Source organism: Microterricola viridarii (assembly GCF_001542775.1).
Lineage (GTDB): Bacteria > Actinomycetota > Actinomycetes > Actinomycetales > Microbacteriaceae > Microterricola > Microterricola viridarii_A.
The window spans coordinates 1,167,211-1,186,638 of sequence record NZ_CP014145.1; the positions used below are offsets into that span (position 1 = coordinate 1,167,211).

The 19,428-nt window shown below is 68.5% G+C and carries 13 protein-coding genes, 1 tRNA gene and 1 pseudogene; 12 read left to right on the top strand and 3 right to left on the bottom strand.

Going from position 1 to position 19,428, the window contains the following annotated elements; genetic code table 11:
* Position 1 precedes the first annotated feature (1 nt).
* The 10 genes and pseudogenes from AWU67_RS05340 (at position 2) to AWU67_RS05385 (ending at position 14,065) form a co-directional block, all read left to right on the top strand.
* Positions 2-592 (top strand): Trp biosynthesis-associated membrane protein, encoded by a 591-nt coding sequence (locus AWU67_RS05340; protein WP_067227064.1) that lies wholly within the window; start codon positions 2-4, stop codon positions 590-592.
* Positions 593-681: 89 nt separating this feature from the next.
* On the top strand, positions 682-912 hold the full coding sequence (locus tag AWU67_RS05345; protein WP_067227065.1) for a DUF6704 family protein: 231 nt from the start codon (positions 682-684) through the stop codon (positions 910-912).
* Between the two features lie 3 nt (positions 913-915).
* Positions 916-1,686: an indole-3-glycerol phosphate synthase TrpC gene (trpC, locus tag AWU67_RS05350; RefSeq protein WP_067227066.1), complete on the top strand. Its 771-nt coding sequence runs from the start codon at positions 916-918 to the stop codon at positions 1,684-1,686.
* A 1-nt stretch (position 1,687) separates the two neighbouring features.
* A pseudogene (trpB, locus tag AWU67_RS05355) lies at positions 1,688-2,913 on the top strand (tryptophan synthase subunit beta).
* Positions 2,910-3,695 carry a tryptophan synthase subunit alpha gene (gene trpA / locus AWU67_RS05360; RefSeq protein WP_067227067.1) on the top strand — a complete coding sequence of 262 codons (786 nt, stop codon included), beginning with the start codon at positions 2,910-2,912 and terminating at the stop codon, positions 3,693-3,695. Before trpB ends, trpA begins: the two are co-directional and overlap by 4 nt.
* A gap of 39 nt (positions 3,696-3,734) precedes the next feature.
* Positions 3,735-4,691, top strand: coding sequence for a prolipoprotein diacylglyceryl transferase (lgt, locus tag AWU67_RS05365; RefSeq protein ID WP_067227068.1), 957 nt, complete (start codon positions 3,735-3,737; stop codon positions 4,689-4,691).
* 210 nt (positions 4,692-4,901) lie between these two features.
* Positions 4,902-9,383 (top strand): glutamate synthase large subunit, encoded by a 4,482-nt coding sequence (gltB, locus tag AWU67_RS05370; protein WP_234407369.1) that lies wholly within the window; start codon positions 4,902-4,904, stop codon positions 9,381-9,383.
* On the top strand, positions 9,376-10,833 hold the full coding sequence (locus tag AWU67_RS05375; protein ID WP_067227070.1) for a glutamate synthase subunit beta: 1,458 nt from the start codon (positions 9,376-9,378) through the stop codon (positions 10,831-10,833). The genes gltB and AWU67_RS05375 overlap by 8 nt, the downstream gene beginning before the upstream one ends.
* An 87-nt stretch (positions 10,834-10,920) precedes the next feature.
* The gene (pyk, locus tag AWU67_RS05380) at positions 10,921-12,378 is read left to right on the top strand and encodes a pyruvate kinase (RefSeq protein ID WP_067227071.1); all 1,458 of its coding nucleotides are present in this window, start codon (positions 10,921-10,923) and stop codon (positions 12,376-12,378) included.
* 109 nt (positions 12,379-12,487) lie between these two features.
* On the top strand, positions 12,488-14,065 hold the full coding sequence (locus AWU67_RS05385; protein WP_067227072.1) for an AMP-binding protein: 1,578 nt from the start codon (positions 12,488-12,490) through the stop codon (positions 14,063-14,065).
* 44 nt (positions 14,066-14,109) lie between these two features.
* On the opposite strand, the gene AWU67_RS05390 is transcribed toward AWU67_RS05385, so the two are convergent.
* A tRNA-Leu gene (locus tag AWU67_RS05390) sits at positions 14,110-14,190 on the bottom strand.
* Between the two features lie 38 nt (positions 14,191-14,228).
* Between AWU67_RS05390 and AWU67_RS05395 the strand changes: the two genes are divergently transcribed.
* Positions 14,229-14,834 (top strand): ANTAR domain-containing response regulator, encoded by a 606-nt coding sequence (locus tag AWU67_RS05395; protein ID WP_067227073.1) that lies wholly within the window; start codon positions 14,229-14,231, stop codon positions 14,832-14,834.
* A gap of 72 nt (positions 14,835-14,906) precedes the next feature.
* On the opposite strand, the gene AWU67_RS05400 is transcribed toward AWU67_RS05395, so the two are convergent.
* Positions 14,907-15,335, bottom strand: coding sequence for a hotdog fold thioesterase (locus AWU67_RS05400; protein WP_067227074.1), 429 nt, complete (start codon positions 15,333-15,335; stop codon positions 14,907-14,909).
* A 70-nt stretch (positions 15,336-15,405) separates the two neighbouring features.
* Between AWU67_RS05400 and polA the strand changes: the two genes are divergently transcribed.
* Positions 15,406-18,087 carry a DNA polymerase I gene (polA, locus tag AWU67_RS05405; RefSeq protein ID WP_067227075.1) on the top strand — a complete coding sequence of 894 codons (2,682 nt, stop codon included), beginning with the start codon at positions 15,406-15,408 and terminating at the stop codon, positions 18,085-18,087.
* Between the two features lie 18 nt (positions 18,088-18,105).
* Here the strand turns inward: polA and AWU67_RS05410 are convergent, their stop codons facing one another.
* On the bottom strand, positions 18,106-19,356 hold the full coding sequence (locus AWU67_RS05410; RefSeq protein ID WP_067227076.1) for an amidohydrolase: 1,251 nt from the start codon (positions 19,354-19,356) through the stop codon (positions 18,106-18,108).
* Positions 19,357-19,428: the final 72 nt, after the last annotated feature.

Consider the following 19,428-nt stretch of genomic DNA (forward strand, 5'->3'; position numbering starts at 1 on the left):
TATGAGCGCCTCACGCTTCAAGATGCTGCTCGTCGTCGGCGGCCTGCTCTCCGCGGTGCTCGCCCTCATCGCCTGGACCCAGACCTGGGTCGTTGCACACGTCGAGGGCCTGACCGTCTCCGTCGACGGCGCCGCGGCAGCCCCTGCCCTCTCGGCACTGGCCCTGGCCGGCCTGGCCCTCGGCGGCGCGCTGGCGATCGCCGGCCCCGTGTTCCGGATCGTGCTCGGCCTGCTCGAGGTGCTGCTCGGCGTGGCCGTGGTCATCGCGTCATCCGCCGCCATCATCAACCCGGCCGCCGCCGCCATCTCCAACGTCACCACACTCACCGGCATCGCCGGCGACACCGCGGTGCTGGCCCTGATCTCGGATGCCGGCATCACCGCCTGGCCGTGGCTCGGCGTGCTCGCCGGTGTGCTGTTCGCCGCCGCCGGGGTCGGCGTGCTGGTCACCTCCCGCCGCTGGCCGGGCCCCGGCCGCAAGTACCAGGCCGTGCGCCTGGAACACGCCGACGGGGCTCCGCTCAGCGCGAAGGACGCCGCCATCGACAACTGGGACGAACTCAGCCGCGGCAGCGACCCGACCGAGCAGTAACAACCGGGCCCGCCGCACGGCGGCCCGGCCCCCAGCGGCGAAGCCGCTAGACTTTCAATCACCCCCGCCACAAACCTCTAAGGAGAACCATGAGCACAGAGTCAGTCGAGCCAGGACACGGCAATTCGCCGGCCGCATGGACCTCGGTCGTCATCATGCTCCTCGCCTTCCTCATCGGAACCGTCGCGTTCTTCCTGGAAATGGAGTGGCTCGTCTGGGCCTCTGCCGGACTCCTCATCGTCGGCCTCATCGTCGGCGGCGTCCTGGCCAAGGCCGGATACGGCGTCAACGGCGCGAAGTACGCTCCGAAAGCCCACTAGCGCGTGCTCACCGAGCTCACCGCCGGCTCCGTTGAAGACGCAGAACAGCGGCGCCTGAGCCGGCCATACGCCACCGTTGAGGCCGCGGCCTTGGCGCGCCCTGCGGCCATCGACGCCTGGAGTGCGCTGGCCCCGGCCGACCGCGTCAAGGTCATCGCCGAAATCAAGCGGGCCAGCCCGTCCCGCGGGGCGCTGGCCGAGATCCGCGATCCCGCCGCCCTGGCCACCGCCTACGAACAGGGCGGGGCCAGCGCGATCAGCGTGCTCACCGAGCAGCGCAAGTTCGGCGGCTCGCTCGCCGACCTGGAGGCGGTGCGCGCTGCGGTGAGTCTGCCGGTGCTGCGCAAAGACTTCATCGCCACGCCATACCAGGTGCTGGAGGCCCGCGCAGCGGGCGCCGACCTGGTGCTGTTGATCGTGGCGGCGCTCGAACAGCCGCTGCTCGCCGAGCTGCACACGCTGATCCTCGAGCTCGGCATGACGCCGCTGGTCGAGACGCACAGCGCCGACGAGCTGGAGCGGGCCATCGACCTCGGTGCCTCGCTCATCGGCGTCAACGCGCGCAACCTGTCGACCTTCGAGCTGGACAAGAACCTGTTCGGTGAGCTGTCCGGCCGCATCCCGGCCGGCACCATCAAGGTCGCCGAGTCCGCGGTGCTCTCCGCCGCGGATGTCGCGCACTACCGCGCGGCCGGCGCCGACGTCGTACTCGTCGGAGAGGCGCTCGTCACGAGCGACCCCATCCGCACGCTCTCTGAATTCCTGGCGGTGTGACATGACCAACCCTTCCGGCAACCTGCGCGACGAGCTCGGGCCCTACTTCGGTGACTTCGGCGGGCGGTTCGTGCCCGAGTCCCTCGTGGCGGCCCTCGACGAGCTCACCGTCGCCTACGAACTGACCAAGAAGGACCCGGCGTTCGCCGCCGAGCTCACCGCGCTGCACAAGACCTACACCGGCCGGCCGTCGATCATCACCGAGGTGCCCCGCTTCGCGGAGCACGCCGGCGGTGCCCGCATCATCTTGAAGCGCGAAGACCTGAACCACACCGGCTCGCACAAGATCAACAACGTGCTCGGCCAGGCTCTGCTCACCAAGCGCATCGGCAAGACCCGTGTCATCGCCGAGACCGGCGCAGGCCAGCACGGCGTCGCCACCGCGACCGCCGCCGCCCTGTTCGGCTTCGAGTGCGTCGTCTACATGGGCGAGGTCGACACGGAGCGCCAGGCCCTGAACGTGGCCCGCATGCGCCTGCTCGGTGCGGAGGTCGTCGCCGTCAAGGCAGGATCGCGCACCCTGAAAGACGCCATCAACGACGCCATGCGCGACTGGGTCACCAACGTCGAGAACACCAACTACATCTTCGGCACCGTCGCTGGGCCCACCCGTTCCCGGCCATGGTCCGCGACTTCCAGAAGATCATCGGCGAGGAGGCCCGCGCTCAGGTGCTCGAGCTGACCGGCGCGCTGCCGGATGCCGTCGCCGCCTGCGTCGGCGGTGGCTCCAACGCGATGGGCATCTTCCACGCCTTCCTCGACGACCCCTCCGTAGCCCTGTACGGCTACGAGGCGGCCGGCGAGGGCGCAGAGACGCCGCGCCACGCCGCCACCATCACCAAGGGCCGTCCGGGCGTGCTGCACGGCGCCCGAAGCATGATGCTGCAGGACGAGGACGGCCAGACCTACGAGTCGCACTCCATCTCCGCCGGCCTGGACTACCCGGGCGTCGGCCCGGAGCACGCCTGGCTGAACAGCATCGGCCGGGCGAACTACCGCCCCGTCACGGATGCCGCCGCGATGGACGCGCTCCTGCTGCTCAGCCGCACCGAGGGCATCATCCCGGCGATCGAGTCCGCGCACGCCCTCGCCGGCGCGCTGGAGCTCGGCCGCGAGCTCGGCCCCGACTCGACCATCCTGGTCAACCTCAGCGGCCGCGGCGACAAGGACATGGAAACCGCCGGCCGTTACTTCAACTTGATCGATGCGGGAGCCAAGCAGTCATGAGTTCCGTTGAAGCAGCAATCCGCACGCGCGTCGAAGCCGGCAGCGGCGCCCTGATCGGCTACCTGCCGGTCGGCTTCCCGAGCCTGGGTGGCAGCATCGACGCCGCCGTCGCGCTCGTCGAGAACGGCGTCGACGTGCTCGAGATGGGCCTGCCGTACTCCGACCCCGTGATGGACGGCAGCGTCATCCAGGCCGCCACCCAGAAGGCCCTGGCCGACGGGTTCCGGTTGCGCGACGGCTTCGAGGCCGTGCGCGCCATCACCGCCCAGGTCAGCGCCCCGGTGCTGATCATGACCTACTGGAACCCCGTCGTGCAGTACGGCGTCGAGCGCTTCGCCGACGACCTCGCCGCGGCCGGCGGCGCCGGGCTGATCACCCCCGACCTCATCCCCGATGAGGGAGCAGACTGGATCGCCGCCTCAGAGCGCACCGGCCTGGACCGCGTCTTCCTCGCAGCACCCACCTCGACGCCGGAGCGCCTGCGCCGCGTCGTCGAGGCCAGCCGCGGCTTCGTCTACGCCGTCTCCACCATGGGCATCACCGGTGCCAGGGCAGACGTCGATGCGGCCGCCCGCGGCCTGATCGAGCGCCTGCGCGAGGCCGGCTCGACGAGCGCCTGCGTCGGCGTCGGGATCTCCACGCCGGAACAGGTGCGCGAGGTCCTCGGCTATGCGGACGGCGCCATCGTCGGCTCCGCGCTGGTCAAGGCGCTGGCCGACGGGGGAGTCGACGCCGTCGGCGCCCTCGCCCGCGAGCTCGCCGCAGGCAAGAACGCACTCTAACTTCTCACCGACCGAAAGGCAGTACTGGTGTTTGCACCGATGAGCATTCCGAGCCCTGAGTGGAGCTACTTCGACCTCGGTCCGTTCCGCATCCACGCCTACGCCCTGTGCATCCTGGCCGGCATCGTCGCGGCCACGATCATGACCAGCATGCGCCTGACCCGGCGTGGCGCAGAGCCCGGCATCGTGCTCGACATCATCCTGTGGGCCGTTCCGCTCGGAATCATCGGTGCGCGCATCTACCACGTGCTCACCCACCCCGGCGACTACTTCTACCCCGGCGCCGACCTGCTGCGCACCCTCTACATCTGGGAGGGCGGCAACGCCATCTTCGGCGCGCTCCTAGGTGGCGCCGTCGGTGCGTACATCGGATGCCGCATGACCGGCATCCGGTTCTGGTCCTTCGCCGACGCCCTCGCCCCCGGCCTGCTGCTGGCACAGGCCATGGGCCGCCTCGGCAACTGGTTCAACGCCGAGCTGTTCGGTCTGCCCACCACGCTGCCCTGGGGCCTCGAGATCCCGCAGAGCAACCCGGCGTTCCCCGTCGGGCTGCCGGCCGACACGCTGTTCCACCCGACTTTCCTGTACGAGATCATCTGGAACCTGGCCGGCGTCGCCGTGATCCTGCTGCTCGAGCGCAAGCTCACCCTGCGCTGGGGCAAGGCCTTCGCCGTCTACCTCATCTGGTACGGCCTCGGACGCAGCTTCTTCGAGGCAATCCGGGTCGACCCGAGTGAAATGTTCCTCGGTGTGCGCACCAACATCTGGGCCGCCTGGGCTGCCGTGATCGTTGGAATCGTGCTGTTCATCGTGCAGTCTCGCCGCCACACCGGCGTCGAAATCAGCCCGTACCAGCCGGGTCGTGAATGGAACGCCGACGACGCTGATATAGAATCTGACAACGCAGATTCTGAGGAAGACGACAACGGCGATGGAGCCGCGGCCATTCAGAAGTCTGTCGCCGCCGCCACAAGCACAAACGGCCCCAGCTCCTAGGCTCACCGAGCCAGAGAGTTTGCTCACCTCCCCTCGCACTTGAGGGGCACAGCAGATACCCACCCGTGGGCCAACGGCGTCCCTTCGCACTTTCTAGCGTGAGGACGCACAACTGTGACGTTTCAGCAGACCTTTACGAGGTTCAGTCAAATCCCGGGTCGACAGGGTCTCTACGACCCTGCGCACGAGAAAGACGCCTGTGGCCTCGCCATGGTCGCGACCCTCCGCGGCACGGCAGGCCACGACATCATCACCGCGGCGCTGGACGCGCTGCGCAATCTGGAACACCGCGGGGCCGTCGGCTCCGACGCCGGAACCGGTGACGGCGCGGGGATCATCACGCAGATCCCCGACGCCTTCCTCCGGGCAGTAACCGACTTCGAACTGCCCGCCGTCGGCCGCTACGCGGTCGGCAATGCGTTCCTCCCCACCGACCCCACCGCCCGCAGCGGCATCAAGCGGTCCATCGCCGACATCGCCGGCGAGGAGGGCCTCACGGTCCTCGGCTGGCGTGAGGTGCCCGTGCGGCCCGATGAGGTCGGCACCCTGGCCCGGGCCGCGATGCCCGCCATCCAGGCCTTCTACGTGCAGAGCGCGCGCAGCAGCGCCGACGGCACCCCGCTGTCCGGCATCGAGCTGGACCGCCAGACGTTCCGGCTGCGCAAGCGTGCAGAGCGTGAGCTCGAGATCTACTTCGCCTCGCTCTCCTGCCGCACCCTGGTCTACAAGGGCATGGTGACCACGCTCCAGCTGGAGCCGTTCTACCCCGACCTCTCCGACGAGCGCTTCACCTCGACGCTCGCCCTGGTGCACTCGCGTTACTCCACCAACACGTTCCCCTCCTGGCCGCTGGCCCAGCCGTTCCGGATGATCGCGCACAACGGCGAGATCAACACCATCCAGGGCAACCGCAACTGGATGCGGGCCCGGCAGTCCCAGCTGGAGTCCGAGCTGCTCGGCGACCTGGCTCCCGTGCTGCCCATCGTCACCCCCGGCGCCAGCGACTCCGCCTCCTTCGATGAGGTTGTCGAGCTGCTCACGCTCTCCGGTCGCTCCCTCCCGCACTCCGTCATGATGATGGTGCCGGAGGCCTGGGAGAACCAGACCGAGATGGACGCGGAACGCCGCGACTTCTACGACTACCACTCCATGCTCATGGAGCCGTGGGACGGCCCGGCCGCCATCGTGTTCACCGACGGCTCGCTCGTCGGCGCGACGCTGGACCGCAACGGTCTGCGCCCTGGACGTTTCGTGATCACGGATGACGGCCTCGTCGTTCTGGCCAGCGAGATCGGCGTGCTGGACTTCGACCCGGCCACCATCGTGCGCAAGGGGCGGCTCCGCCCCGGCAAGATGTTCCTCGTCGACACCGTCGCCGGCCGTCTCATCGAAGACGATGAGATCAAGGCAGAGCTGGCCGCCTCCGAACCGTGGGGCGACTGGCTGGAGGAAAGCCGGATCAAGCTGGCCGAGCTGCCGGAGCGCGAGCACATCGTGCACCCGCCGGCATCCGTCGTGCGCCGCCAGCGCACCTTCGGCTACACCGAGGAGGAGCTGCGCCTGCTGCTCACCCCGATGGCCCGTTTCGGTGCTGAGCCGCTCGGCGCCATGGGCTCAGACACACCCATCGCCGTGCTCTCCGAGCGCCCGCGGCTGCTGTTCGACTACTTCACGCAGCAGTTCGCTCAGGTCACCAACCCGCCGCTGGACTCGATCCGCGAACAGCTGGTCACCTCGCTCGGCAGCTCCGTCGGCCCCGAGCACAACCTGCTCAGCTCCGGCCCGGAGCACGCCCGCCAGGTCTCGCTCACCTTCCCGGTGATCGACAACGACGAGCTGGCCAAGATCCAGCACATCGACCCCATGCCGGGCAGCAAGAGCACCGTCACGGTGCGCGGGCTGTACCGCTTCGACGAGGGCGTCAACGCCCTGCGCGACCGCCTGGCCGCGCTGAACGTCGAGGTGGACAGGGCCATCGAGGACGGCGCGCGCTTCATCGTGCTGAGCGACCGCGACTCGAACAAGGACCTGGCGCCGATCCCGTCGCTGCTGATGACGGCATCCGTGCACCACCACCTCACCCGCTCTGAGCACCGCATGAAGGTCGGTCTGCTCGTCGAGGCCGGCGATGTGCGCGAGGTGCACCACGTCGCCCTGCTGATCGGCTACGGCGCCTCCGCCGTGAACCCGTACCTGGCCATGGAAAGCTGCGAGAACCTCGTGCGCAGCGGCGTCATCACCGACGTCACGCCGGAGAAGGCCGTCGCCAACGTGATCAAGGCGCTCGGCAAGGGTGTGCTGAAGATCATGTCGAAGATGGGCATCTCCACGATTGCCTCCTACTCCGGCGCGCAGGCCTTCGAGGCGCTCGGCCTCGACGAGACGTTCATCGAGGAGTACTTCACCGGCACCACCTCCAAGCTCGGCGGCGTCGGCATCGAGGTCATCCAGGCCGAGAACCTGAAGCGACACACCTCCGCCTACCCGGAGGATGCCGCTGTCACCGCACACGAGCGGCTGCAGACCGGCGGCGAGTACCAGTGGCGCCGCGACGGCTCACCGCACCTGTTCAACCCGGAGACGGTGTTCCGGCTGCAGCACGCCACGCGCACCCGCCGTTACGACATCTTCCGCGAGTACACGAAGCTGGTCGATGACCAGGCCGAGACGCTCATGACGCTGCGCGGCATGTTCGGCCTGCGCACCGATCGGCGCCCGTCCGTCCCGCTGGAGGAGGTGGAGTCTGTCGCCTCCATCGTCAAGCGCTTCTCGACCGGCGCGATGAGCTATGGCTCGATCTCGCAGGAGGCGCACGAGACCCTCGCGATCGCCATGAACAGCCTCGGCGCCAAGTCCAACACGGGCGAAGGCGGCGAAGACCTCGACCGCCTGCTCGACCCGGAGCGGCGCAGCGCCATCAAGCAGGTGGCGTCCGGCCGGTTCGGCGTCACGAGCATGTACCTGAGCCACGCCGACGACATCCAGATCAAGCTGGCGCAGGGAGCCAAGCCCGGTGAGGGTGGCCAGCTGCCCGCCACGAAGGTCTACCCCTGGGTGGCGCGCACCCGGCACGGTACCCCCGGTGTCGGGCTCATCTCACCGCCGCCGCACCACGACATCTACTCGATCGAAGACCTCAAGCAGCTCATCTTCGACCTGAAGCGGGCCAACCCGTCCGCGCGCATCCATACCAAGCTGGTCAGCCAGTCCGGTATCGGCGCGGTCGCGGCCGGCGTCGCCAAGGCACTCTCCGACGTCATCCTGGTCTCCGGCCATGACGGCGGCACCGGCGCCAGCCCGGTCAACTCGCTCAAGCACGCCGGCACCCCGTGGGAGCTCGGCCTGGCCGAGACCCAGCAGACGCTCATGCTGAACGGCATGCGCGACCGGGTGGTCGTGCAGGTCGACGGCCAGCTGAAGACGGGACGCGATGTCGTCATCGGCGCGCTGCTCGGCGCGGAGGAGTTCGGTTTCGCCACCGCCCCGCTGATCGTCGAGGGCTGCATCATGATGCGGGTCTGCCACCTGGACACCTGCCCGGTCGGCGTCGCTACCCAGAACCCTGAGCTGCGCAAGCGCTTCACCGGCAAGCCGGAGTTCGTCGTGAACTTCTTCGAGTTCATCGCCCAGGAGGTGCGCGAGTACCTGGCAGAGCTGGGCTTCCGGACCCTCGGCGAGGCCATCGGCCACCACGAGCTGCTCGACACGGCGCGGGCGATCAACCACTGGAAGGCCTCGGGCATGGACCTGAGCCCGATCCTGGTCGGCCCGGACTTCTCGGATGCAGAACCGCGCCAGAGTGCGCGCGAACAGGAACATGAGCTGGAGAAGCACTTCGACGTGCAGCTCATCCAGCAGGCGGCCGGTGTGATCGAGCGCGGCGGCCACGTCGCCATCGACCTGCCCATCCGCAACACGGAGCGTGCTGTCGGCACCATGCTCGGCCACGAGGTGACCATGCGGCACGGCGTGAACGGCCTGCCTGACGGCTCCATCGAGGTGACCCTGACCGGTTCGGCCGGGCAGTCGCTCGGTGCCTTCCTGCCCGGCGGCATCACGCTCCGGCTCGAGGGCGACTCCAACGACTACGTCGGCAAGGGCCTCTCCGGCGGCCGCATCGCCGTGCGGCCAGACAGGCGCAGCCTGTTCCCGGCCGAGCGGAACGTCATTGCCGGCAACGTCATCGGCTACGGCGCCACCAGCGGCTCGCTGTTCCTCCGCGGCATCGTGGGGGAGCGGTTCCTGGTGCGCAACTCCGGCGCCACCGCCGTTGTCGAGGGCGTCGGCGACCACGCGCTCGAGTACATGACCGGCGGCCTCGCCCTCATCCTGGGTGGCACGGGGCGCAACCTGGGCGCCGGCATGTCCGGCGGCACCGCCTACGTCTACGGGCTCAAGCGCGAGCGGGTCAACGCCGAGGCGCTGGCCAGCGGCGAGCTGGAGCTGCACGACCTGGGCAGCGCCGACCGCGAGATCCTGCGGGACCTGCTCGAGCAGCACCAGACGGAGACCGGCTCCGCCGTCGCCGCCCGCATGCTCGAGAACCTGGACGAGAGCGTTTCGCGTTTCGTCAAGGTTCTGCCCCGTGACTACGCCGCTGTGCAGGGCATCCGGGCACAGGCGGTCGCCGACGGGATCGACCCCGACGGCACACATATGTGGAATCGAATTCTGGAGGTGACCGGTGGCTGACCCCAAAGGCTTCATGAAGACAACTGAGCGCGAGCTCCCCGCCCGGCGCCCCGTCTCGGTGCGCCTGATGGACTGGAAAGAGGTGTACGAGGCCGGCGACTCCGCCGTGCTCAAGCGCCAAGCCGGTCGCTGCATGGACTGCGGTGTGCCGTTCTGTCACCAGGGCTGCCCGCTCGGCAACCTGATCCCGGAGTGGAACGACCTGACCCACCGTGGCCAGGGCCACGCGGCCATCGAACGGCTGCACGCCACGAACAACTTCCCGGAGTTCACGGGTCGGCTGTGCCCGGCCCCCTGCGAGTCGGCCTGTGTCCTGGGCATCAACCAGCCCGCAGTGACCATCAAGCAGGTCGAGGTCTCGATCATCGACGAGGCCTTCGACAAGGGCTGGGTGACGCCGCACCTGCCCGGCCGCCTCACCGGCAAGACCGTCGCCGTCGTGGGCTCTGGGCCGGCCGGACTGGCCGCCGCCCAGCAGCTCACCCGGGCGGGGCACACCGTGGCCGTGTTCGAGCGCGACGACCGCATCGGCGGCCTGCTGCGCTACGGCATCCCCGATTTCAAGATGGAGAAGCGCCACATCGAGGGCCGTCTGGCCCAGATGAGCGCGGAGGGCACGCGCTTCCGCCCCGGCGTGAACATCGGTGTCGACATCAGCTGGGCCGAGCTGCGCCGGCGCTACGACGCCGTCGTGGTCGCCACGGGCGCCATGGTGCCCCGTGACCTCGCCATCCCCGGCCGCGACCTGCCCGGCGTGCACTTCGCCATGGAATACCTCGTGCAGGCCAACCGGGTCGGTGCGGGCGACGAGGTCGTGGGCCAGATCAGCGCGGCGGGCAAGCATGTCGTCGTGCTCGGCGGCGGCGACACCGGCGCGGACTGCATCGGCACCGCGCACCGGCAGGGGGCGGCATCCGTCACCAACCTCGCCATCGGCAAGCAGCCGGGGCTGACCCGCCCGAGCCACCAGCCGTGGCCGATGGACCCGCTCGTCTTCGAGGTGCAGAGCGCCCACGAAGAGGGCGGCAGCCGTGAGTACCTCGTCTCGACCGTCGAGTTCCTCGCGGACGAGGCCGGTCAGCTGCGCGCGGTGCGCGTGGCGGAGACCGAATTCGTCGACGGCCGCCGGGTACCCCGTTCCGGCACGGAGCGGGAGATCCCGGCCGACCTGGTGCTGCTGGCGCTCGGTTTCACCGGCCCCGAGCAGGAACACCTGGGCCCCCAGCTGGAGCTCGGATTCGACGAGCGCGGCAACGCCGAGCGCGGTTCCGACTACCAGACCAGTCACGAGGGCGTCTTCGTGGCCGGTGACGCTGGCCGCGGCCAATCCCTCATTGTCTGGGCAATTGCCGAGGGTCGTGCTGCGGCATCCGCCGTAGACCGGTACCTTGAAGGGGAGACGCTTCTTCCCTCACCGGTCAAACCCACCGACAGAGGATTCAGCCTCTAAAGCTTCTCGCGGCAGGGACGGCCATCGCCGCCGCCGCGACAAGAACCCATCCTGAGCCCATCCGGGCACAAAGTACGGAGTACATAAATGAGACGCGCGAAAATCGTCGCAACCCTCGGGCCGGCAACATCGAGCTATGAGCAGATCCGAGCGATCATCGATGCCGGTGTTGACGTCTGCCGCATGAACCTGAGCCACGGCAGCTATGACGTGCACGAGGGCGTTTACCAGAACGTCCGCAAGGCGGCCAACGACTCCGGTCGTGCCGTTGCCGTGATGGTCGACCTGCAGGGCCCCAAGATCCGCCTCGGCAAGTTCGCCGCCGGCCCGCACGAGCTCGCAGAGGGCGACATCTTCAAGATCACCACCGAGGACATCCTCGGCACCAAGGAGATCTGCGGCACCACATACAAGGGCCTCCCTGGCGATGTGAAGCCGGGCGACTTCCTGCTCATCGACGATGGCAAGGTGCGCGTCGAGGTCGTCTCGACCGACGGCGTCGTTGTCACCACCAAGACGATCGTTGCCGGCACGGTGTCGAACAACAAGGGCATCAACCTGCCCGGCGTTGCCGTCAACGTGCCCGCACTGTCGCTGAAGGACGAGGACGACCTGCGTTGGGGCCTCGAGCTCGGCGCCGACCTGATCGCCCTCTCCTTCGTGCGCAACGCCGAGGACATCACCCGCGTGCACGAGATCATGGATGAGGTCGGGCGCCGCGTTCCGGTCATCGCCAAGATCGAGAAGCCGCAGGCCGTCGAGGCGCTCGAGGGCATCGTTGACGCCTTCGACGCCATCATGGTGGCCCGTGGTGACCTGGGCGTCGAGCTGCCTCTGGAGGCCGTGCCGATCGTGCAGAAGCGTGCCGTCGAGCTTGCTCGCCGCATGGCCAAGCCCGTCATCGTCGCCACGCAGATGCTCGAGTCCATGATCTCCAGCCCGGTTCCGACCCGTGCAGAGACCTCGGATGTCGCCAACGCCGTCCTCGACGGTGCAGACGCTGTCATGCTCTCCGGCGAGACCAGCGTCGGCGAGTACCCGGTCGTCACGGTGCAGACCATGGCCCGCATCGTTGACTCCACCGAGGAGCACGGCCTGGAGCGCATCCTGCCGCTCACCGTCAAGCCGCGCACGCAGGGTGGTGCGATCACCCTCGCCGCAGCCGACGTTGCCGACTTCGTCGACGCGAAGTACCTCGTGGTGTTCACCGAGTCTGGTGACTCGGCCCGCCGCATGTCGCGCATCCGCTCGAGCATCCCGATGATCGCCCTCACGCCGGAGCCCAGCATCCGGCGCCGCCTGGCGCTGACCTGGGGCATCCAGACCTACCTGGTCGACCGGGTCACCCACACCGACCAGATGATCGGTCAGGTCGACGACGTGCTTCTCGGCCAGGGCATCGCCCAGGTCGGAGACAAGGTCGTCGTCATCTCCGGTTCCCCTCCCGGAATCGTCGGCTCGACCAACGACATCCGCGTGCATGTCGTCGGTGACGTCCACAACGAGGCTGCCCCGCGTACAAGCGCAGCTAGCAGCCCCCGTTGACACAGGCCCGGTTCGTACAGAGCCGGGCCTGTGGCGTACCCGGGCGCTGCGGCTGTAGGGTGTGCCCAATGCGGCCGCCAGCGCCGCGGGCCTGTCAAAGGAGACAGCGATGCCAGCAAGCCTCTTGCCCGATGTGCGTATCCCAGCGGTCAGCATCTACGAATCGGTGTTCGGCGGCCTGAGCGCCGACGAGCTGGGCGCCGTCGCGATCATCGACGGAGTCTCCGGCGCCGAGACCACCTTCGGCCAGCTGCGCGGCCAGATCGACGCGCTGGCCGGTGCGCTGGCCGCGCGCGGCGTGATCCTGGGCGAGATCATCGGGCTGCTCTGCCCGAACGTGCCCGTCTTCGCGACCGCCTTCCACGGCATCCTGCGCGCAGGCGGGGTCGTCACCACGATCAACTCGCTGTACACGGCGGAGGAGATCGAGCGGCAGTTGAAGGACTCGGGGGCGAGCTGGCTGTTCACCGTCTCGCCGTTCCTGGCGACGGCGGAGGCCGCCGCGGCCGGGGCCGGCATCCCGCCGGACCACGTCGTCGTGCTGGACGGCGCAGAGGGGCACCCGTCGCTTCGCGAGCTGTTGGGCGCGGGGGAGCAGCCGCCCGAGCTGAGCTTCGACCCGGCCACCCAGATCGCCGTGCTGCCGTACTCCTCCGGCACGACCGGGCGGCCGAAGGGCGTCATGCTCACGCACACCAACCTGGTCGCCAACGTCGCCCAGGGCATCGGGGCGATCGGCGTCGAGCGGGGCGAACGCGTGCTCGCCGTGCTGCCGTTCTTCCACATCTACGGGCTCACCGTGCTGCTGAACTACGCGCTGACGCTGCGCGCCGTGCTGGTGACCATGCCGCGCTTCGACCTGCCAGAGTTCCTGCGCATCACGAGCGAACACCGCTGCAACTGGCTGTTCATCGCGCCCCCGATCGCCGTCGCTCTGGCCAAGCACCCGATCGTCGACAACTACGACCTGTCCAGTGTCAAGGTCGTCTTCTCCGGCGCAGCGCCCCTGGCCGGCGCCCTCGCCGAGGCCGTCGCCCAACGCCTCGGCTGTACGGTGGCACAGGGCTACGGCATGACGGAGGCGAGCCCGGCCACCCACGTCATCCCGAACGCCCGCCCCGACATCGACAGGGCCAGCGTCGGGTTGGCGCTGCCGAACACCGAGTCGCGCATCGTCGACCCCGAGACGGGCATCGACGTTGCAGTGCCGGATGCCGGCCCCAGCCTGCCGGGGGAGCTGCTGGTGCGCGGCCCGCAGGTGATGGCGGGCTACCTCGGCAACGCGGAGGCGACGGCCGAGACGCTCGACGCCGACGGCTGGCTGCACACCGGCGACCTCGCCACCGTCGACGCCGACGGCATCTACCGGATCGTGGACCGGCTCAAGGAGCTGATCAAGTACAAGGGTTACCAAGTGGCGCCCGCCGTGCTGGAGGCCGTGCTGCTGGAGCACCCAGGCATCGCCGACGCCGCGGTCATCGGCGTGTCGGACGAGGACGGGCAGGAGATTCCGCGCGCCTACGTCGTGCTGCAGCCGGGGGCGAGCCTCGGCGAGGAGGAGGTGGTCGGTTTCGTGGCCGGGCGCGTCGCCCCACACGAAAAGGTGAGGCAAGTTCGATTCCTTGCCGCGATCCCCAAATCCAGCGCGGGAAAGATCCTCCGCCGCGAGCTGCGGGAGCACCCCTGATGGCCGCGAATATCGAAGCCGATCAGGGGTTTCAAGCTAGTTTGTGCCGGTGGTGGGACTCGAACCCACACGTCTCTCGACAAAGCATTTTGAGTGCTCCGCGTCTGCCATTCCGCCACACCGGCGCACAAGACCTCGATCAGAATACCGTAGGCTTGACGCTGTGACTGACACAGACATCACCCCAGCCCCACCGCGCCGCGTCGTCGTCGCAGAAGATGAGTCTCTGATTCGTCTCGACATCGTTGAGATCCTGCGTGACGCCGGATTCGAGGTCGTCGGTGAGGCCGGTGACGGTGAGACCGCGGTCGCACTCGCCACCGAGCTGCGCCCCGACCTCGTCATCATGGACGTCAAGATGCCCCAGCTGGACGGAATCTCTGCCGCCGAGCGCCTGAGCAAGGGCCACATCGCGCCCGTCGTCCTCCTCACGGCCTTCAGCCAGAAGGAGCTCGTCGAGCGGGCGACCGAGGCCGGCGCGCTGGCCTACGTGGTCAAGCCGTTCACGCCGAACGACCTGCTGCCGGCCATTGAGATCGCCCTGGCCCGCTACGCACAGATCATCGCCCTCGAGGCCGAGGTCTCCGACCTCGTCGAGCGCTTCGAGACCCGCAAGCTCGTCGACCGGGCCAAGGGCCTGCTCAACGAGAAGATGGGCCTCACCGAGCCCGAGGCGTTCCGCTGGATCCAGAAGGCCTCCATGGACCGCCGTCTGACCATGCACGACGTCGCCCAGGCGATCATCGAGCAGCTCAGCGCCAAGAAGTAGCTCCACCAGCAACACCGACACTCTTCGAAGAGCGGATGCCACCGGCATCCGCTCTTCGCGTTTAACCGGCGCTTACGCCTGCTTCGGCGTCATGTCCTTGATCAAGTTCGTGATGCGGATGGTGCAGCAGCGCCGACCCTGCTCGTCGCTGATGGCGATCTCGTGCGTGGTCAGCGTGCGGCCCAGGTGGATCGGGGTGCAGACGCCTGTCACGAAGCCCTCGGTCGCCGAGCGGGTGTGCGTGGCGTTGATCTCGATGCCGACGGCCAGCTTGCCGGGGCCCGCATAGAGGTTGGCCGCCATCGAGCCGAGCGACTCGCCGAGCACCACGTTCGCGCCGCCGTGCAGCAGCATCGCGGGCTGCGTGTTGCCCAGGACGGGCATGCGGGCGACGGAGCGCTCAATCGTGAACTCGAGGAACTCGATGCCCATCTTCTCGGCGAGGGCGCCGATTCCGCGCTGGACGACCCAATCGAGGGCGTCTGTGTTCGTCTCGCTCATGCTCACCTTTGAAATCAGTCAGACGAATACCAACCCTCGCCATGTCGGCGGCGGCTTGTAGGCTGTGTCTGTGTCGGATTCAGAAAAGCCTACCCTTCTCATCATCGACGGCCACTCGCTGGCGTTCCGGGCGTTCTACGCCCTGCCGGTCGACAGTTTCCAGACCAGGGACGGGCAGCACACCAATGCCATCCATGGCTTCATCTCGATGCTGCTCAACCTGCTGAAGAACGAGAAGCCGACGCACATCGCCGTCGCCTTCGACATCTCCCGCTTCTCCTTCCGCACCCGCGAGTACCCCGAGTACAAGGGCACCCGCGGCGAGACGCCGTCGGAGTTCATCGGGCAGATCCCGCTGCTGCAGGAGGCCCTGGCCGCGATGAACATCGTGACCATCACCAAGGAGGATTTCGAGGCCGACGACATCCTCGCCACCCTCTCCGTGCGTGGCACGGAGGCCGGCTACCGGGTGCTCGTCGTCTCGGGCGACCGCGACAGCATCCAGCTGGTCAACGACAACGTCACGCTGCTCTACCCGAACACGCAAGGCGTCTCCCAACTCAAGCGCTACGACCCGGCCGCCGTCGAGGAGCGCTACGGCATCCGCCCGGAGCAGTACCCGGATGTCGCCGCCCTCGTCGGCGAGACCAGCGACAACCTGATCGGCATCAGCAAGGTCGGCGAGAAGACCGCCGTCAAGTGGCTCGGCCTCTACGGCAGCCTCGACGGCATCCTCGAGCACGCCGATGAGATCAAGGGCGTCGTCGGCAACAACCTGCGCGAGCAGAAAGAGAACGCCATCCGCAACCGGCGGTTGAACCGCCTGGTCACCGACCTTGAGCTGCCCGTCGCGGTGCCCGAGCTGGAGCGCGGCCCGATCGACGAGCAGGCGGTGCGCGACATCTTCGCCCGCCTCGAGTTCCGCAGCCTGCTCGACCGGGTGCTCAAGCAGGAGCTCACCGAGGGCGCAGAGAGCGCAGCCCCCGGCGAGAGCGCGGATGCCGCGGCGGCCGAGATCCCGCAGACCCCGACCGCGCAGACGCTGCTCGACGAGGAGCTGCGCGGCTGGCTGAACCGCGTCACCGCCACCCACCCGGCCGGCCTCGGTCTGAGCGTCGAGGTGTTGGACGGCAAGGCCATCGGCTTTGGCATCGCCAGCGACACCGAGACGGTGAGCCTGCCCTGGATCCCCGGCCGCAGTGACTACGCGCCGTTCGAGGAATGGCTGGCCAGCGACGCCCCCAAGATCATGTGCAACGCGAAGGGGCAGCTGAAGGCCATCCGCCGCGCGGAGCTCGCCTTCAGCGGCCTCGCCACCGACGCCCTCGTCGCCGGCTGGCTGCTGCGCCCGGGTGGGCAGGAGAAGACCCTCGTCGACCTGGTGGCCCGCTACCTCGAAGAGACGCTCCCGCAGCCCGACGTCAACCAGCTGGTGCCCGACGACTCCGCACCCTCCGGTGCCCCCGTCGACGCCTGGTACACACTGTGGGTCACCCCGCGCATCGTCGAGCAGCTCGACGAGGGCTCCCGCAGCGTGCTCAACGACATCGAGATGCCGACCCTGTCCGTGCTGGTCGAGATGGAGCTGCGCGGTGTGGCCGTCAGTCACGACGAGCTCGCCGCCCTCTCCACGGAGCTCGGAGAGACGGCCGCCGGGATCGCCGCGCAGGCATTCGCCGAGATCGGCCGCGAGGTGAACCTCGGTTCGCCCAAGCAGCTGCAGGAGGTGCTCTTCGACCAGCTCGGCATGCCGAAGACGCGGGCCACCAAGACCGGCTTCTCCACGGATGCCGGCGCGCTGGCCGACCTGCAGCAGAGCAACCCGCACCCCTTCCTCGGCCTGCTGCTGGAGCACCGCGACGCGACCAAGCTGCGCCAGATCGTCGAGACGCTCGACAAGGCCATCGACACCACCGGTCGCATCCACACCAACTACGTGCAGGTCGGCACCGCGACGGGGCGCATCGCCTCCACCGACCCGAACCTGCAGAACATCCCGGTGCGCACCGAAGACGGCCGCCGCATCCGCGCCGCCTTCCACGTCGGCGACGGCTACGAGACCCTGCTCACCGCCGACTACTCGCAGATCGAAATGCGCATCATGGCGCACCTGTCAGAGGACGCCGGGCTGATTGAGGCGTTCAATGCCGGCGAGGACCTGCACCGGTTCGTCGGCTCGCGCATCTTCGGCGTCGACCCGGCAGAGGTGACGCCCTCGATGCGCAACAAGGTCAAGGCCATGTCCTATGGGCTCGCCTACGGTCTCAGCGCCTTCGGCCTGTCCAAGCAGCTGCGCATCGACACCGGCGAGGCCAAGCAGCTGATGACCGACTACTTCAGCCGCTTCGGCGCCGTGCGCGACTACCTGCGCCACGTCGTCGAGCAGGCCAAGGTCGACGGCTACACCACGACCCTGTTCGGCCGGCGCCGGCCGTTCCCCGACCTCGCCAGCCCGAATCGGGTGCACCGCGAGGCCGCCGAGCGCCAGGCGCTGAACTCGCCCATCCAGGGCTCAGCCGCCGACATCATGAAGCGCGCCATGATCACGATCGAGAACGACATCGCCGCACAGGACCTGCGCAGCCGCATGCTGCTGCAGGTGCACGATGAGTTGATCTTCGAGGTGGCGCCCGGCGAGGCCGACGCGCTCGAGGCCATCGTCCGCGGTGGCATGGGCGGAGCGGCCGACCTTCTCGTGCCGCTGGACGTCCAGCTCGGGCACGGAACCAACTGGGACAGCGCGGCACACTAGGCGCGACGCTGGTCGGAGTCAGGCGGCCGGCAGCCAGGTTCGCGCGGCCGCCACCAGCGCAGTGACCCCGATCGTCAGTGTCGGCTCGATCACCGGGGCATAGTGCGGGGAGTGGTTCGACGGCACGGTGAGCAGGGCCGGGTCGGTCATGTCACCCGTGGTGAACAGGGACGGGTCGCTTCCGCCGAGCAGCCAGTAGGCCAGGGGTGCGCCGCAACTCGTCGCCAGCACACCGACATCCTCGCTGCCAGAGCCCGCTCCGGGGTCCAAGACGTTCTCCGCCCCCAACCAATCGCTGAACACGCCGAGGGTCTTGCCGAGCGCCTCCGCGTCATTGACCACAATGGGAAACCGCTCGATCTCTGTAATCGTCGGCTGCTCCGGAGAGCCCGCCGTCGCGGCCTCGCCGGACACGATGCGGGAGACCCCGCTCAGAATGCGCTCGCGCACGCGGGCGTCGTAGCTGCGGATGTTCAACTGCAACTCGGCCTCGCCGGGGATGACGTTGGCGGCATCACCGGCATGGATCGAGCCGACGGTGAGAACCGCGGTGGCCGTGCTCGGGATCTCTCGCGAGATGATGGTCTGCAGTCGCAACACCGTCTCGGCCGCCAGCACCACCGGGTCGATGGATGCCTCGGGCATCGAGCCGTGGGCGCCTTTGCCAATCAGGCGAACGCGCAGCGAATCCGACGCCGCGTACGATGGCCCGGCATGGCCGGCGATCTTGCCGGCCGGCAGCGGCGCCACATGCTGGCCGAGCACCACATCCGGGGTGGGGAAACGATCGAACAGACCGTCGTCAACCATCGCCTGGGCGCCCGCCCCCAACTCCTCCGCCGGCTGGAACACCAGCATCAGCGTTCCCGCCCAGCTCGCGCGGTCGGCGGAGAGCATCTCCGCCGCGCCCAGCAGGCAGCTGGTGTGCAGGTCGTGACCGCAGGCGTGGTCCACGGGGACGAGCTTGCCGTTGTCGTCGGTGGCCGTGACGGTGCTCGCGTAGGGGAGCCCGGTGTCCTCCTTGACGGGCAGGGCATCCATGTCGGCTCGCAGCAGCGCGGTCGGCCCGTCGCCGTTCCGGAGAACAGCGACCACACCTGTCTTGCCGACGCCGGTCGTCACCTCGTAGCCCAGCTCCGACAAGCGGTTCGCCACGATGCTCGAGGTGCGAGTCTCCTGGAACCCGAGCTCTGGGTGACTGTGCAGATCCCGGTAGAGATCTGCGAGACCTGGGTTGACGGTGACAGCTTCGAACACTTCTGGGCACATGAGAATTCCTCAGATCGGTTGGTTTCGCGTCACGCTACGTCAATCGACTCGACCCGTCCAGTGCCCCCGGGT